Annotated in this window: 13 protein-coding genes; 8 read left to right on the forward strand and 5 right to left on the reverse strand. The window is 71.4% G+C overall.

The genetic code is table 11. The annotated features are described in order from the left end of the window. Positions 1-65: 65 nt before the first annotated feature. The 3 genes from AB0I82_RS01120 to AB0I82_RS01130 form a co-directional block, all read right to left on the reverse strand. Positions 66-1,640, reverse strand: a complete 1,575-nt coding sequence (locus tag AB0I82_RS01120; protein ID WP_363254908.1) for a long-chain-fatty-acid--CoA ligase — start codon at positions 1,638-1,640, stop codon at positions 66-68. A 65-nt stretch (positions 1,641-1,705) separates the two neighbouring features. Next, entirely contained in the window at positions 1,706-2,551 is an 846-nt protein-coding gene (locus AB0I82_RS01125) for an acyl-CoA thioesterase domain-containing protein (RefSeq protein ID WP_363254909.1), read from the reverse strand. 67 nt (positions 2,552-2,618) lie between these two features. Further along, entirely contained in the window at positions 2,619-3,686 is a 1,068-nt protein-coding gene (locus AB0I82_RS01130; protein WP_363254910.1) for an MBL fold metallo-hydrolase, read from the reverse strand. A gap of 117 nt (positions 3,687-3,803) precedes the next feature. On the opposite strand from AB0I82_RS01130, the gene AB0I82_RS01135 reads away from it, so the two are divergent. The 7 genes from AB0I82_RS01135 to AB0I82_RS01165 all read left to right on the forward strand — a co-directional run bounded on the left by AB0I82_RS01135 (position 3,804) and on the right by AB0I82_RS01165 (position 10,950). After that, on the forward strand, positions 3,804-4,565 hold the full coding sequence (locus AB0I82_RS01135) for a 3-hydroxyacyl-CoA dehydrogenase (RefSeq protein ID WP_363254911.1): 762 nt from the start codon (positions 3,804-3,806) through the stop codon (positions 4,563-4,565). A 66-nt stretch (positions 4,566-4,631) separates the two neighbouring features. Next, the gene (locus tag AB0I82_RS01140; protein WP_363254912.1) at positions 4,632-5,396 is read left to right on the forward strand and encodes a crotonase/enoyl-CoA hydratase family protein; all 765 of its coding nucleotides are present in this window, start codon (positions 4,632-4,634) and stop codon (positions 5,394-5,396) included. Further along, positions 5,396-6,595 (forward strand): CaiB/BaiF CoA-transferase family protein, encoded by a 1,200-nt coding sequence (locus AB0I82_RS01145; protein ID WP_363254913.1) that lies wholly within the window; start codon positions 5,396-5,398, stop codon positions 6,593-6,595. The genes AB0I82_RS01140 and AB0I82_RS01145 overlap by 1 nt, the downstream gene beginning before the upstream one ends. After that, entirely contained in the window at positions 6,592-8,211 is a 1,620-nt protein-coding gene (locus tag AB0I82_RS01150; RefSeq protein ID WP_363254914.1) for an AMP-binding protein, read from the forward strand. Before AB0I82_RS01145 ends, AB0I82_RS01150 begins: the two co-directional genes overlap by 4 nt. Next, positions 8,208-9,248, forward strand: a complete 1,041-nt coding sequence (locus tag AB0I82_RS01155) for an LLM class F420-dependent oxidoreductase (protein WP_363254915.1) — start codon at positions 8,208-8,210, stop codon at positions 9,246-9,248. Before AB0I82_RS01150 ends, AB0I82_RS01155 begins: the two co-directional genes overlap by 4 nt. Further along, the gene (locus tag AB0I82_RS01160) at positions 9,245-10,036 is read left to right on the forward strand and encodes an enoyl-CoA hydratase-related protein (protein ID WP_363254916.1); all 792 of its coding nucleotides are present in this window, start codon (positions 9,245-9,247) and stop codon (positions 10,034-10,036) included. Before AB0I82_RS01155 ends, AB0I82_RS01160 begins: the two co-directional genes overlap by 4 nt. Further along, positions 10,033-10,950 (forward strand): crotonase/enoyl-CoA hydratase family protein, encoded by a 918-nt coding sequence (locus AB0I82_RS01165; protein WP_363254917.1) that lies wholly within the window; start codon positions 10,033-10,035, stop codon positions 10,948-10,950. The genes AB0I82_RS01160 and AB0I82_RS01165 overlap by 4 nt, the downstream gene beginning before the upstream one ends. Before the next feature lie 21 nt (positions 10,951-10,971). On the opposite strand, the gene AB0I82_RS01170 is transcribed toward AB0I82_RS01165, so the two are convergent. Further along, positions 10,972-11,577 carry a TetR/AcrR family transcriptional regulator gene (locus tag AB0I82_RS01170; RefSeq protein WP_363254918.1) on the reverse strand — a complete coding sequence of 202 codons (606 nt, stop codon included), beginning with the start codon at positions 11,575-11,577 and terminating at the stop codon, positions 10,972-10,974. Between the two features lie 166 nt (positions 11,578-11,743). Here AB0I82_RS01170 and AB0I82_RS01175 point away from each other — a divergent pair, with 166 nt between their 5' ends. After that, a complete protein-coding gene (locus AB0I82_RS01175; protein ID WP_363254919.1) occupies positions 11,744-13,537 on the forward strand; it encodes an acyclic terpene utilization AtuA family protein in 1,794 nt (597 codons plus the stop codon). Positions 13,538-13,552: 15 nt separating this feature from the next. On the opposite strand, the gene AB0I82_RS01180 is transcribed toward AB0I82_RS01175, so the two are convergent. After that, entirely contained in the window at positions 13,553-15,097 is a 1,545-nt protein-coding gene (locus AB0I82_RS01180; protein ID WP_363254920.1) for an acyl-CoA synthetase, read from the reverse strand. Positions 15,098-15,137: the final 40 nt, after the last annotated feature.

Below are 15,137 nucleotides of genomic sequence, written 5' to 3' on the forward strand. Positions count from 1 at the left end.
CTCACAGGTCCTGACTTTCACGAACGATCGTTAAGTTATCCCTGTACTGCACACCTGTCCAGAGCTCAGCCGTACTGCTCGCGCAGCCGGAATTTCTGTATCTTTCCGCTCGCATTGCGCGGCATGGCGTCCACGAAGACCACCGAGGTCGGCTTCTTGTACGAGGCGAGTCGGGAGCGGCAGTGGTCGATGAGCTCCTGCTCGGCCGGCGGGTTCGCGGGGTCGGCCGGGACGACCACCGCGCGCGGGGTCTGCACCCACTTGGGGTGGTCGACGCCGATCACCGCGACCTCGGCGACGCCGGGGTGCGCGTCGATGGCGGCCTCGACCTCGGCACAGTAGATGTTCTCCCCGCCGGAGATGATCATGTCCTTCTTGCGGTCGACGACATAGATGAAGCCCTCGTCGTCCATCCGGCACAGGTCGCCGGAGTGGAACCAGCCGCCCGCGAACGCGGCCTCGGTGGCCTCCGGCTTGTTCCAGTACCCGACCATCGTCGTCGGCCCTCGGTACACGGCCTCGCCCACCTCGCCGACCGGTACGTCACGCATCTCCTCGTCGACGATCCGTACCTCGATGCCCGGCAGTGGCGTACCGACCGATCCCCGCTTCCGCACCGCGTCCTCGGCCCGCAGCACCGTGGTGGTCGGGCTCATCTCGGTCTGCCCGAACGCGGTGTAGGCGGGGGCGTCCGGGAAGCACTCCTGCAGCGACTCCAGTACGGACGGCGGCGCGACGGAGGCGCCCCATATCAGTGTGCGCAGGGCCAGTTGACGGCCTTTCAGGCCCGGCACCGCGCAGACCGCCTGCCACTGGCTCGGTACGAGGAAGCAGCTGGTGATCCGCTCCTTTTCCAGCAGGTCGACGAAGGCCGCCGGGTCGAACGCCGACGACGCGTCGATGACCAGCCGGCCGCCGTCGAGCAGCCCGCGCAGCGTCACGCCCAGCCCGGCGATGTGGAACATCGGCACCCCGAGCAGCGAGACATCGGGCTCGCGCCGGATGCCGCCGGTCGCGGAGACCATCGTGAAGGCGGCCATGACCAGGTTGAGGTGGGTGAGGACGGCACCCTTGGGGCGGCCGGTGGTGCCGGAGGTGTACATGAGGAACGCCGGGTCGTTCTCCGGTACGTCGATACCGGGGTCCTGCGGCGAGGCGGCGGCGAGTACGGCCTCGTACGGCTCGGCGTCCGGACCGTACGCGGCCGGGTCCCCGGTGACGAGCACGGTTCTCAGCCCGTCGACATCGCCCGCCGCATCCGCGCAGGCGGCGGCCGTCCGCTCGTCGGCCAGCAGCGCGGTGGCGCCGCAGTCGGCGAGGATGTACGCGATCTCGGCGGCGACCAACCGGAAGTTCACCGGTACCGCGATCGCTCCGAGGCGGACCGCGGCCAGATAGCTCTCGGCGGTCTCGATCCGATTGTGCATGACGACGGCGACCCGGCTGCCGCGCTCGACCCCGCGGGCGCTCAGCGCGTTCGCCAGCCGGCTGACCCGCTCGTCCAGCTCCGTGAAGGTGAGCGCGCGGCTGCCGTGCCGGAAGGCGGTGCGGTCCGGGAACTTCCTTGCGCAACGGGCCAGTTGGGCCCCGTACGACATCCGTCTGGCGGCGGACACGGCGTCGTTGTCGTGTGCCTGCATACGGCCTCCCTCTCCCTCTCCCCCGCCGTCTCCGGCGAGGTGCGGTCCAAGGTCACTCCGAGGTGTCACTCCGAGGTGCGCTTCTCCTGTGGGGTGCGGCGCTGCCGGTACAGCTGCTCCTGGGTGAGGCTCGCCCGCAGGACGCCGTCGGCGCTGCTGACCGTGCCGGTGTACCAACCGCGCCCGCCACCCGTCGTATGCGGTACGAGGTCGAGCAGCACCCAGTCGTCGAGCCGCACCGGGCGGTGGAACCACACCGCGTGGTCCAGGCTGCTCATCGGGGTCCAGCTCGCGTCCCGCAGCGGCGCGAGGCCGCTGAGGACGTCGGAGAGATAGGTCAGCGCGGCGGTGTGCAGCAGCGGGTCGTCCCCGAGGTCCGCGGTGCAGCGCGCCCAGAACCGGGTCGGCCAGGACGCCTCGGGGTAGGGCTGCTGCGGCTGGCGGGCCTCGAAGGACGCCAGCCGCGGCATCGTCCCGGTCGGCAGGGTGTCCGGCGGGGGCGCGTCCGGTACCGGTGTCGCCTGGAGGTCCCGGCCCTCCTCGGCGACGTGGAACGACGCGGACATGCTGAAGATGACCTCGCCGTCCTGCAGGGCGACCACCCGGCGCGCGGAGTACGAGCGGCCGTCCCGGTCCCGTTCGACCCGGAAGACGGTCGGACGGCCGGAGTCCCCGGCGCGCAGGAAATAGCCGTGCATCGAGTGGGGCGTGCGGTCCGGGCCGACGGTGCGCCCCGCCGCCATCAGCGCCTGCGCGGCGACCTGCCCGCCGAAGAGCGCGAACGGCTCGTCGAAGACGACGTTCCCGCGGTACAGATCGCGGTCCACGGTCTCCAGATCGAGCAGCTCCGGGAGCGAGACGCCCGCGGGCGCGGGCGGCGGCAGCGGCTGGGGGAACCTGGCCTTGATCACGCTCAGCGCCTCTCAGCTAAACGGTCGTTCGACAGAGGTGCACTCTTCCCAACGGACGGCGGCGGTGTCAACGAGTCGGATACCAACGGGCCGGGCCGCCTCCACCGGGCGCGCTGCCGGCCTCGGCAGCCTCGACGACCTCGTCCCTGGCCGCCAGCAGCTTCAGATGGGCCAGCGTTTCCCCCAGGGCGAACCGCCGCTGTTGCATGCCGAAGGCACTCCAGGGGCGCGACCACTTCAGCCGGGCCGCCAGCTCCCAGGCGGTGGCGCCGGGCGCCGCCCGTACCGCGGCGAGCGTTTCCGCCAGCCGCTCGGTGTGGTGCCGCGCCATCTGGACCAGCCGCTCGTCCAGTCGGCGGAAGCGGTACTCGTGCGCCGGGAGCACCTCCTCGACGTCGAACCGCTCCAGCCGCTCCAGCGAGAGCAGGAAGTCGGCCAGCGGGTCGCCGGGGGTCTGGGCGTACACGCCGACCGCCGGGGTGATCCGGGGCAGTACATGGTCGCCGGAGAACAGCAGCCGCCGCTCGGGCTCGTAGAAGCAGGAGTGGCCGGGGCTGTGTCCCGGGGTCCACACCACCCGCAGGTCCAGCCCCGGCAGCTTGATCCGCTCCCCGTCCTGCAGCAGCACGTCCGGGCTGGCGGCCCGGAAGAGCAGGTCGCTGTTCATGCCGTCCACCGTGGCGGCGGCCTCGGCGTCGGGCACCCCGTGCGTGGCCAGGTAGTCCAGGAGCCTGTTGTGCCACTTCTCCTGGGTACCGGCGTCCGCGCCCAGCAGGGTGGCGTCCAGGGCGTGCAGGGCGACGTACGCCCCCGAGGCCTCGCGCACCCGGCCGGCCAGGCCGAGGTGGTCGGGGTGGCTGTGGGTGACGAGGACGGCCGTGACGTTCTCGACGGTGGTCCCGATCTCGGCCAGGCCGTCGTTGAGGGCCTGCCAGGAGACCTCGACGTCCCATCCCGCGTCGATGAGCACGACGCCGTCGCCGGCTTCGAGTGCATACACCAGGACGTAGCGCAGCGGGTTGTCGGGGATGGGTACGGGGATGGACCACAGCCCCTCGCGTACCCGCTCGACCGGCGGCAGGACGCGGTCCTGCCACGCCTGCCACTGCACGGTGCCGCTGATCTCAAGTGCCACGGCTGTCCTTTCCGTTGACACCGCCATAGGGCTGTGGTTGCCTGTGGGCGGCAGTTGCCGAACGATCGTTAAGTTAGCAGAGGCAGTCCGCCGCAGGGAAGGAAATGGGGTTCTCTCATGCGCACCGATGGTGTTTCCGCTCTTGTCACCGGTGGGGCCTCCGGTCTCGGCCTGGCCACCGCGAAGAAGCTGCTGGCCGCGGGCGCCCATGTGGTGCTGCTCGACCTGCCGACCTCCGACGGCGAGGCGGTGACCAAGGAGCTGGGCGAGCGGGCGGTGTTCGTCGCCGGTGACGTCAGCGACGAGGCGGACGTGCTGCGCGCGGTGGAGGCCGCGGCGAAGCCGGCGCCACTGCGGGTGACCGTCAACTGCGCCGGTATCGGCGGTGCGGCCCGTACGGTCGGCAAGGAAGGCCCGTTCGACCTGGCGCGGTTCACCAAGGTGATCACGGTCAATCTGATCGGCACCTTCAATGTGATCCGGCTGGCCGCGGCGAAGATGGTCGGCAACGAACCCCTGGACGGCGACCGGGGCGTCATCGTCAACACCGCGTCGGTCGCGGCCTTCGACGGCCAGATCGGTCAGGCCGCGTACTCCGCTTCCAAGGGCGGTGTCGTCGGCATGACCCTGCCCATCGCCCGCGACCTGGCGAACCGTCAGGTCCGGGTGACGACGATCGCGCCCGGTCTGTTCGACACCCCGCTGCTCGGCCGTGCCTCGCAGGAGCTACGCGACTCGCTGGGCAAGCAGGTGCCGCACCCGTCCCGCCTCGGCACCCCGGACGAGTACGCCGCACTGGTCGCGCACATCGTCGACAACCCGATGCTCAACGGCGAGGTCATCCGCCTCGACGGTGCCATCCGGATGGCACCCAAGTAAGAGCCTGTCTCCAAGCGTGGCTGCCCAACAACACCGCCGACCCGCCGACCCCGTACGGAGCCACCGATGACCGATGCGGTCCGCACCGAATTCTCCGACGGCATCGCCGTCATCACGATCAACCGTCCTGAGGCCCGCAACGCCGTCAACCTCAGCGTCGCCGAGGGCATCGCCGCCGCGCTCGACGAGCTGGACGCCCGCGACGACCTGGCCGTCGGCATCCTCACCGGCGCCGGCGGCACCTTCTCCTCCGGCATGGACCTCAAGGCGTTCCTCAAGGGCGAGCGCCCCAGCATCGAGGGGCGCGGCTTCGCCGGCCTCACCGACGCGCCGCCCCGTAAGCCGCTGATCGCGGCGGTCGAGGGGTACGCGCTGGCCGGCGGCTGTGAACTGGCCCTCGCCTGCGACCTGATCGTGGCCGCCGACAACGCGCAGTTCGGCCTTCCCGAGGTCAAGCGCGGTCTGGTCGCGGCGGCCGGCGGACTGCTGCGGCTGCCGCAGCGCCTGCCGTACCAGATCGCCATGGAACTGGCCCTGACCGGCGCCTTCCTCGATGCCCACCGGGCCCACGGCTACGGCCTGGTCAACCGGCTCGCCGAGCCCGGCGGCGCGCTGGACGGCGCCCGCGACCTCGCCGCCGCCATCGCGGCCAACGGCCCGCTCGCGGTCCGGGTCAGCAAGGAGGTCGTCGTGGGCTCCACCGTCTGGCCCGCCGCCGAGGCCAAGGAGCGCCAGAAGGCCCTGGTGGAGCCGGTGTTCGTGTCCGAGGACGCCAAGGAGGGCCCGCGCGCCTTCGCCGAGAAGCGCGCCCCGCGCTGGACCGGCCGCTGATGTCCAGCGCACGAGAAGCACACGATCCGCCGGACCCACACGACGTACATGACGCACAGCATCCGTCCGGCGGGCCGCTCGCCGGGGTCCGGATCATCGAACTCGGCGGCATCGGCCCGGGCCCGTTCGCGGGGATGGTGCTCACCGGCCTCGGTGCCGAGGTGATACGGATCGAGCGGCCCGGCGCGCGCGTCAGCGCCGCCGACACGGTGCTGCTGCGCGGCCGGCGGTCGGTGGCCGTCGACCTCAAGGATCCCGAGGGCGCCGCGGCCGTACTACGCCTGACCGACTCGGCCGACGCCCTGATCGAGGGGTTCCGGCCGGGCGTCGCCGAGCGGCTGGGCCTGGGCCCGGAGGACTGCCTGACCCGTAACCCGCGTCTGGTGTACGGGCGGATGACCGGCTGGGGCCAGGACGGTCCGCTCGCGCAGGCCCCCGGCCACGACATCAACTACATCGGGCTCACCGGCGTGTTGCACGCGATCGGCCCGGCCGGCGGCGATCCCGTCCCCCCGCTCAACCTGATCGGCGACTTCGGCGGCGGTGGGATGCTGCTGGCGCTCGGCCTGGTCAGCGCGCTGCTGCACGCCCGCGCCACCGGCAGCGGCCAGGTGGTGGACGCGGCCATGACCGACGGCAGCGCCCTGCTGCTCGCCATGACCCATGGATTCCTCGCCCACGGAATGTGGCAGGACGAACGCGGCGTCAACGTCTTCAGCGGCTGCGCGCCCTTCTACACCACCTACCGCTGCGCGGACGGCAACCACGTCGCGGTCGGCGCGATCGAGCCGCAGTTCTACGCCGACCTGGTGCGTGGACTGGGCCTGGCCGACGACCCCGAGTGCGGCACGCAGGGCAGGCAGGAGAGCTGGCCCCTCGTACGGCAGCGGTTCGCCTCCGTCTTCGCGACCCGTACCCGGGACGAGTGGGCCGCGCACTTCGCCGGTACCCAGGCGTGTGTCACCCCCGTCCTCTCCCTGACCGAGGCCGCAGCACACCCGCACAACGCGGCCCGCGGCACGTTCCTGGACACGGACGGCCCACTGCGCCCCGCACCCGCACCTCGCTTCTCCGCCACCCCCGCGACCGCCCCCGGCGCCACGCCCAAGGCGGGCGAGGACACCCGCAGTGTGCTGGCCGACGCGGGCCTGACGATCGCTCAGCTCGACAGCCTGACCGCGCGAGGAGTCATCGCATGACCCGTACCGCCCTGGACTACCCGTCCGTCGACGTCGGTGCCGTGCTCGCCGGGGCCGCGCACCACTATCCGCACCGCCTCGCGGTGCGCGACGGCGAACGGACCCTCACCTTTGCCCAACTCCACGACCAGGCCATGCACTTCGCCCGAGGGCTGCGCGAGTACGGCATCGGGCCCGGCGACACCGTACTGCTGCTGCTTCCCAACACCCTGTGGTTCCCGGTCGCCTACTGGGGCACGCTGTACGCCGGTGCGGTGGTCAGCCCCGCCAACCCCGCGCAGCCCGCCGCCGCGCTCGCCACCCAGATCGAGGACTCCGGGGCCCGCGCGGTCATCGTCCCCGGTCCTGAGGCACTCGCTCAGGCACCGTCGGGACGGACCGTGGTGGTGCCTGCAGAGGCCCTGCTGCGGTACGGAACCACGGAACGCGTGCCGCGCCGCCCGGAGGACCTGGCGCATCTCTCCTACACAGGCGGAACGACGGGTCGTTCCAAGGCGGTGCGGGTGTTGCACCGCAATCTGGTTGCCAATGTCACGCAGGTCAGCTGGGTCCGCGCGGCCGCCCGTACGATGCTTGTCGACGGGGTGCTCGGCGCCGAGCAGGACAAGGAACGGGCCACGCCCTGGCACCGGTCGCCCGGCACCGGGGTCACGCTCGCGGTGGCACCGCTCTTCCACGCGCTGGGGCTGGCCAGCATGGTCGCCAACACCTTGGTCGGCACCACCACCGTCCTCTCCTCCCGCTTCGACCCCGAACGCTTCCTCGCCGATGTGGACGAGCACCAGGTCACACTGCTCAACGGCTCCCCCACGATGTACCGGGCACTGCTGGCCGCACCGGCGGCGGCCGGGCGGCGGCTGGAGTCCGTATCGGTGGTCAACTCCGGTGCGGCGCCCATCGATCCGGAGACCTGGCGGCGGCTGGGCGAGCTCTTTCCCAACGCCCGCATCACCGAGGGGTACGGCCTCACCGAGGCAACGGTGGCACTGGCGATCCACCCGCTGGACAGCGGTGCGGGCATCCCGCCCGGCTCCGTCGGTCTGCCCCTGCCGGACACCGAGCTGTCGATCCGCGATCTGACCGACCTGGAGCGTGCGCTGCCGGTCGGCGAGACCGGTGAGGTATGGGCACGCGGGCCGCAGATCACCGACGGTTACCACGGCCGAGTCGACCTGACGGCCGATCAGTTCCGGTACGGCGGCTGGCTGCGCACCGGCGATATCGGCCGCCTGGACGACCGGGGTCACCTCTTTCTTTCCGGTCGGGCGAAGGACATGCTGATCTACAAGGGTTACAACGTGTACCCCTTGCATCTGGAGGACATCCTCGCCGGTCATCCCGCGGTCGCCGCCGCGTCGGTGATCGGTGCCCCGCACCCGGAAGCGGGCGAGATCCCCGCCGCCTATGTGGTGCTGCGCGACGGCGCCCGGGCCACCGCCGAGGAGCTGATGGCGTACGTGGCCGAGCGGGTCGCCCCGTACCAACGGGTGCGCGAACTGCACTTCGTCCGGGCCCTCCCCGTTTCCGCGGCAGGCAAGATCCTCAAGAACGAGCTGCGCGCCCGGCACGCGGAAGCGGCAGCTGCGGCGGCCCAGGACTCCCGGAGGCAGGCATGAGAATCGGCATGATGCTGAGCTACAGCGGCGGTTTCAAGGAGACCGTCGAGGTGCTCGGCGACTACGAGAAGGCCGGGCTGGACATCGTCTTCGTCCCGGAGGCGTACTCCTACGACGCGATCAGCCAGCTCGGCTTCATCGCCGCGCGCACCGAGCGGCTGGAGATCGCCTCCGGCATCCTGCAGATCTACACCCGGACGCCCAGCCTGACCGCGATGACGGCGGCCGGGCTGGACTATGTCTCCGACGGCCGGTTCACGCTCGGAATCGGCGCGTCGGGGCCGCAGGTGATCGAGGGGTTCCACGGTGTGCCGTACGACGCTCCGCTGGCGCGTACCCGGGAGATCGTCGACATCTGCCGGCAGGTGTGGCGCCGCGAGAAGGTCGTCCACGAAGGCCGGCACTACCAGATCCCACTACCGGCCGAGCAGGGCACGGGGCTGGGCAAGCCGCTCAAGCTCATCAATCATCCGGTGCGGGACCGGGTCCCGGTCATTCTCGCCGCGATCGGACCGAAGAACGTGGCGCTGACCGCCGAGATCGCCGAGGGCTGGCTGCCCATCTTCTTCCACCCGGAGAAGGCGGGCGAGGTTTGGGGACCGGCGCTGGCCGAGGGCTCGGCGAAGCGCGATCCGGCGCTCGGACCGCTGGACATCGTGGCGCAGGCGCCGCTGGCCATCGGCGAGGACGTCGACGAACTGATCGACCTGGCCCGGCCCCAACTCGCCCTGTACATCGGTGGTATGGGCGCGCGCGGCCGCAACTTCTACAACAACCTCGCGCGCCGTTACGGCTATGAGGCCGAGGCGATCAAGATCCAGGATCTCTATCTGGCCGGCCGCAAGGAGGAGGCCGCGGCGGCGGTCCCCGCCGATCTGCTGCGGGACATCTCGCTGATCGGCCCCGCCTCGTACATCGCCGAACGGATCGCGGCGTATCGGGCCGCCGGTGTCACCACCCTCAAGGTCAACCCGGTATCGCCGGATCCGGCGCGCCGCCTGGCCGACCTGGAGCGACTGAAGGGCATGACGCGATGAGCGACGACGAGCCCGTACTGCTGACCGACCGCGCAGGTGGCGTCCTGACGCTGACCCTGAACCGTCCGCGCCGCAAGAACGCCATTGACGACGAGCTGTGGAACGCGCTGGGCGAGGCGCTGGCCTCGGCGGGCAACGATCCGGAGGTGCGGGCCGTCGTGCTGGCCGGGGCCGGCGGGGCGTTCTGCGCCGGGGCCGATCTCTCCGGCCGGCGCGCCGAAGCGCATCCGCTGTCCCGGATGCACCGGATCAACGAGATCGCGCTGCGGCTGCACGAGCTGCCCGTACCGACGGTGGCCAAGGTCGACGGCGTGGCGGTCGGCGCGGGCTGGAATCTCGCCCTGGGCTGCGACTTCGTGGTCGCCACCGCGCGGTCCCGGTTCTCGCAGATCTTCGCGCGCCGTGGTCTGTCGCTGGACTTCGGCGGCTCCTGGCTGCTGCCCAAGCTGGTGGGGCTGCAACAGGCGAAGCGGCTGGCGCTGCTGGCCGAGATGATCGACGCGGACGAGGCGCACCGGCTGGGGCTGGTGACCTGGCTGGTCGAGCCGGACGAGCTGGACAAGTTCGTGGCCGAGCTCGGCGAGCGGCTGGCCGCCGGGCCGCCGGTGGCGCTGGCGCAGAACAAGGCGCTGCTCAATGAGGGGGCCGACCGGACGCTGCGGGACGCGCTGGCGAGCGAGGCACGCGCCCAGACGGTCAACTTCGCGACCGCGGACGCGCCCGCGGCCATCGCCGCCTTCAACGAGAAACGGGAACCGGAATTCACGGGAGAGTGGGCCGTCACATGACCGACCGCACCGAGATCGACCACATCCGGACCGACTACGAGCAGATCGCCTACTCGGTCGCCGACGGCATCGCCACGATCACCCTGAACCGCCCGGAGCGGCTCAACGCGTTCACCACCACGATGGCCGCCGAGCTGATCGCCGCACTGGACGCGACCGACGCCGACGACACCGTACGGGCCGTGGTGCTCACCGGCGCCGGGCGGGGCTTCTGCGCGGGCGCCGATCTGCAGGGCGGGGCCGCTACCTTCGACCACCGGGACCCCCAACGGGCCGCCGAGCGCGCGGACTTCGGCACCGTCGGCGAGGCGCCCCGCGATGGCGGCGGCTGTGTGTCGCTGCGGATCGCGGCCTCGCTCAAGCCGGTGATCGTGGCCTTCAACGGGCCCGCGGTCGGCGTCGGCGCCACGATGACGCTCCCGGCGGACATCCGGATCGCCGCGGACTCGGCCCGCTTCGGGTTCGTCTTCGCCCGCCGCGGGATCGTGCCGGAGGCCGCTTCCAGCTGGTTCCTGCCCCGGATCGTCGGGATCTCGCAGGCGATGGAGTGGGTGGCCACCGGGCGGGTCTTCGACGCGTCGGAGGCGCTGGCCGGCCGGCTCGTCTCGCGGGTCGTACCGGATGCCGAGCTGCTGCCGACCGCGTACGGGATCGCCGCCGAGATCGCGGAGAACACCTCCGCCGTGTCGGTCGCGCTGTCCCGGCAGCTGCTGTGGTCGATGCTCGGCGCGTCGACGCCGTGGGAGGCGCACCGACTGGACTCGCGGGCGATGAACCGGCTCGGGCAGGGCCCGGACGCGGCCGAGGGCGTCACCTCGTTCCTGGAGAAGCGGCCGCCGAAGTTCCCCGCGCGCATCGCCGACCACCTCGATGTCGTACCGGCGTGGCCGGTCCGCCCCGAGGAGATGTCGTGAGTCCCGGCTGCTGAGAGCCCGTCAGGCGGGGTGGCGCGGGCGTCGCCCCGCCGGGCGGTACTCCACGAGCACGAGCGCCAACTCCACGTAGCGTTCGGCCAGTTCGTCCACGCTCAGCTCGCCGCCCTCGCGGTACCACTGGGCGATGGCATTGCACATCGCGATCACCCCGCGCCGTGCGTCCTCGGGATGCGGGGTGCGGAAGACCCCTTGCTCCACCCCGTCCTCGACGATCTGCTGGAACATCCGGGAGCCGTCGAACTGGCGGCGCTGGAAGTCCTCCAGCTGCCCCTGGGACATGCTGCGCCACTCGGTGAGCGTCAGGCTGCTCTCCAGCCGGTACTCCGCGCGGTACCGCACGGTGGCCCGCACCAGGGCGGCCAGCCGCTCCCCCGGGTCGTCGCCGGCCGCTTCCAGCTCCTTGCGGCAGGATTCGAAGTACGTCCGGCCGCTGTCGTTCACCAGCGCGTGCAGCAGCTCCTGCTTGCCGGTGTAGTAGTGGTACATCGCCGACAGGCTCACGCCGGCCCGCCGGGCGATGTCCCGGATGGACGCGGCGGCGTACCCGCGCTCGGCGAATTCGTGCCGCGCGGCCTCCAGAATGGCCTGCTGGCCTGCACCTCGCACGGTGCCCTCCTCACGCCTGAACGAACGTCGGTCAGTGTACGCGCCGACGCACCGGCCGACGTCTCCCCGCCGCGGGGCTTGCCACCCTCCGCCGCACGCACCATTCTCGTAACTGAACGATCGTTCATTCGCAGGATTCATGGGCAAACGAGAGGGAGGCGAGCAAGTGCAGGAGACGAACCGACGGCCGGTCCGCATCGCGAACTTCTCCGGCTACTACGGCGACCGTTACAGCGCGTTCGACGAGGTCATGGCCGGTGACCCGGTGGATGTGCTGATGGGCGACTACCTCGCCGAGATCACACTGGCCTCGATGTCGCCCTTGTACACGAAGGACTCGTCCAAGGGCTACATCACCTACTTCCTCCGCCAGATCCGCCCGCACCTCGCCGCCCTCGCCGAGCGCGGCCTGAAGGTCGTGACCAACGCCGGCGCGTTCAACCCGGAGGCACTGGCGAACGCGCTGCGCGAGGCGATCGCGGAGGCGGGGGTGACGCTCCAAGTGGCCCATGTCGAGGGCGACAACCTCCAGCCCCGGCTGGCCGAACTCCGGGCCTCCGGACAGCTGTTGGAGAATCTGGACACCGGCGAGCCGCTGTCGTCCTGGGGCGCCGAGCCGATCAGCGCCCATGCGTACCTCGGCGGCTGGGGCATCGCCACGGCGCTGCGGGAGGGCGCCGACATCGTGGTCTGCGGCCGGGTCACCGACGCCTCGCTGACGGCCGGCCCTGCGGCCTGGTGGCACGAGTGGGGCACCGAGGACTGGGACCGGCTGGCCGGGGCCGTGGTCGCGGGACACATCATCGAGTGCGGGCCACACGCCGTGGGCGGCAATTTCTCCGGCTTCACCGGGATCCCCGGCGCGCACCGGCCGGGCTTCCCGATCGCCGAGGTGGCGGCCGACGGCAGCAGTGTGATCACCAAGCACGGGCGCGATCTCGGCGCGGTCACCGTCGACACCGTCACCGCCCAGTTGGTGTACGAGATCCAGGGCCCGCGCTACCTCAACCCCGATGTGACCGTCCACCTCGACACCGTCCGGCTGAGCCAGGCGGGCCCCGACCGGGTGCGGGTCACCGGTACGACCGGTTCACCGCCGCCGCCCACCACCAAGGTCGCGCTCTTCGCCCCCATCGGCCACCAGATCGTGCTGACGGTGTATCTGACCGGGCTGGACATCGAGGAGAAGTACGAGCTGCTGCGCTCCCAGATCCGGGACCAGGTGGCCGGGCCCGGGGTGGACGAGCTGGACGTCAGCATCATCGGCACCGTGGCGGCCGATCCGCAGAGCCAGTGGGAGGCGACCGTACCGGTACGCATCATGGCCACCGCCCGGGAGCGGGAGCCGCTGGAGTACGCGAATTTCGCCGGGCGGATCGGCGGTCTGTTCCTGTGCAGCGTTCCCGGCTTCTACTACGACACCGGTGCGCAGCGGGTCACCGGGCCGCAGCCGCGCATCGAGTACTGGCCCGGGCTGCTGCCCATGGCGGCCGTCGAGCACGAGGTGGTACTGGCGGACGGGCGCCGCATCGCCGTCGCGCCGCCCGCCGTCACTCAGTTGCCGGAGGGCCGGCCGGTGCACGCGGAGCCCGACCCATACGCGTGGACCGGCGCTACCGAGCGTGCCCCGCTGGGCCGGGTCGCCCATGCCCGCAGCGGCGACAAGGGCGGCAACAGCAATGTCGGCATCTGGGCGGCCGATCCGGCGGCGTGGCCGTGGCTGCGGTGCGCGCTGAGCACCGATGAGCTGCGGCGGATGGTCCCCGAGGCGAAGGACCTGGACATCGTCCGCCATGAGTTCCCGCAGCTGCACGCGGTCCACTTCGTACTGCGCGGCCTGCTCGGCACCGGCGGCTCCAGCAACCTCCGCGCCGACCAGGTGGGCAAGGCCGTGGGCGAGTACATCCGGACCCGGGTCATGGACATCCCGGTCGAACTGCTGGCACGGCGCGAGGCCTGAGCGGGCACCGGGGACTCACGCCGGCGGGGCCGCCGCGTACCGTGCCTTGAGCTTGCCCTTGACGAGCTTGCCGGTCGGGGTGCGCGGCAGCTCGTCGACGAAGTCGACACTGCGCGGCGCCTTGTAGTGCGCGATGCGGGAGCGTACGTAGTCGATCAGCCGGCGCTCCAGTTCCGGACCGGGACGGGCGTCCGGCGACGGCTGGACGACCGCCTTGACCGCCTCCCCCATCTCCTCGTCCGGCACACCGATCACCGCGACGTCCGCGATGTCGGGATGCAACGCGAGCGTGGCCTCCACCTCCTGCGGGTAGATGTTCACCCCACCCGAGATGATCATGAATGCCTTGCGGTCGGTGAGGAAGAGATAGCCGTCCTCGTCGACATGGCCGATGTCGCCCGTGGTGGCCCAGTTCGGATGGTCCGGGTGGTGTGCCTCCCTGGTCTTCTCCGGGTCGCCGAGGTACTCGAACTGCCGCTCCTCGCGCGCGAAGTAGATGGTTCCAGTGCAGCCCGCGGGCACCACCCGCCCCTCGTCGTCACAGACGCGCACCTCCCCCAGCAGCGCCCGGCCCACCGAGCCCGGTTTTGCCAGCCACTCGTCCGACTTGATGAGCGTCATGCCGACGCCCTCGGTCGAGGCGTAGTACTCGTACAGGATCGGCCCCCACCAGTCGATCATCGCGCGCTTGACGTCCGGCGGGCACGGCGCGGCGGCGTGCACCGCCACCCGGTGACCGGACAGGTCGTAAGCGGTGCGGGCCTTCTCCGGCAGCCGCAGCATCCGGAGGAACATGGTCGGTACCCACTGGCTGTGCGTCACGCCGTACCGCTCGATCGCCCGGAGCGCGCCCTCGGCGTCGAAGCGCTCCATCATCACGACGGTGCCGCCGAGCGCGTGCACCGAGGCGCCGTACCGGAGCGGGGCCGCGTGGTACACCGGCGCCGGGGACAGGTAGACCGAGTCCCGGTCGAAGCCGTACACCGCCTGCAGGACCTCGACGAGCGTGTCGCCGGGCTCCGCCACCTGGCGGTCCGGGAGTTCGGGACGGATGCCCTTGGGGCGGCCGGTGGTGCCCGAGGAGTACAGCAGATCGGCGCCCCGGGGCTGGTCGGCGGGCGGCCGGGGCGACGCCGCGGCCAGCGCGGCCCCGTAGTCCTCGTACCCCTCCACGAGGCCGCCATAGACCAGCCGGACCCGTACCCCGGGCGTCTCGTCCCGCAGCTCCGCCGCCAGACCGGCCAGCGCGTGCGACACCACCAGTGCGGAGGCCGCGGAGTCATTCACGATGTAGGCGACTTCGGGCGCGCTGAGGTGGTTGTTGACGAGGGTGATGTACAGACCGGAGCGGACCGCCGCCCAGTACACCTCGTACGCGTGGATCGAGTTGTCGGTGAGCAGGGCGACCACATCGCCCCGGCGCAGGCCCGCCGCGCGCAGCACATGGGCCAGGCGGATGGAGCGTTCGTCCAGCTCAGCGTAGGTCAGCCGGTCCCCCGTCGCGGCCATGATGACGGCGGCGCGGCGCGGGTCTCTCTCGGCATGGGCACCTGGGTACATGGGATCCCTTCCGATCGGTTCAGCTCCCGGTCGTTCAGCT

The organism is Streptomyces sp. NPDC050315, assembly GCF_040655775.1.
In the GTDB taxonomy this organism is placed as follows: Bacteria; Actinomycetota; Actinomycetes; order Streptomycetales; family Streptomycetaceae; genus Streptomyces.

Excerpts from the sequence above, each read along its gene's own strand:
- AB0I82_RS01120 (WP_363254908.1), bottom strand. The coding sequence starts at position 1,640 with ATGCAGGCACACGACAACGACGCCGTGTCCGCCGCCAGACGGATGTCG.
- AB0I82_RS01135 (WP_363254911.1), top strand. The coding sequence starts at position 3,804 with ATGCGCACCGATGGTGTTTCCGCTCTTGTCACCGGTGGGGCCTCCGGT.
- AB0I82_RS01140 (WP_363254912.1), top strand. The coding sequence starts at position 4,632 with ATGACCGATGCGGTCCGCACCGAATTCTCCGACGGCATCGCCGTCATC.
- AB0I82_RS01145 (WP_363254913.1), top strand. The coding sequence starts at position 5,396 with ATGTCCAGCGCACGAGAAGCACACGATCCGCCGGACCCACACGACGTA.
- AB0I82_RS01150 (WP_363254914.1), top strand. The coding sequence starts at position 6,592 with ATGACCCGTACCGCCCTGGACTACCCGTCCGTCGACGTCGGTGCCGTG.
- AB0I82_RS01155 (WP_363254915.1), top strand. The coding sequence starts at position 8,208 with ATGAGAATCGGCATGATGCTGAGCTACAGCGGCGGTTTCAAGGAGACC.
- AB0I82_RS01160 (WP_363254916.1), top strand. The coding sequence starts at position 9,245 with ATGAGCGACGACGAGCCCGTACTGCTGACCGACCGCGCAGGTGGCGTC.
- AB0I82_RS01165 (WP_363254917.1), top strand. The coding sequence starts at position 10,033 with ATGACCGACCGCACCGAGATCGACCACATCCGGACCGACTACGAGCAG.
- AB0I82_RS01180 (WP_363254920.1), bottom strand. The coding sequence starts at position 15,097 with ATGTACCCAGGTGCCCATGCCGAGAGAGACCCGCGCCGCGCCGCCGTC.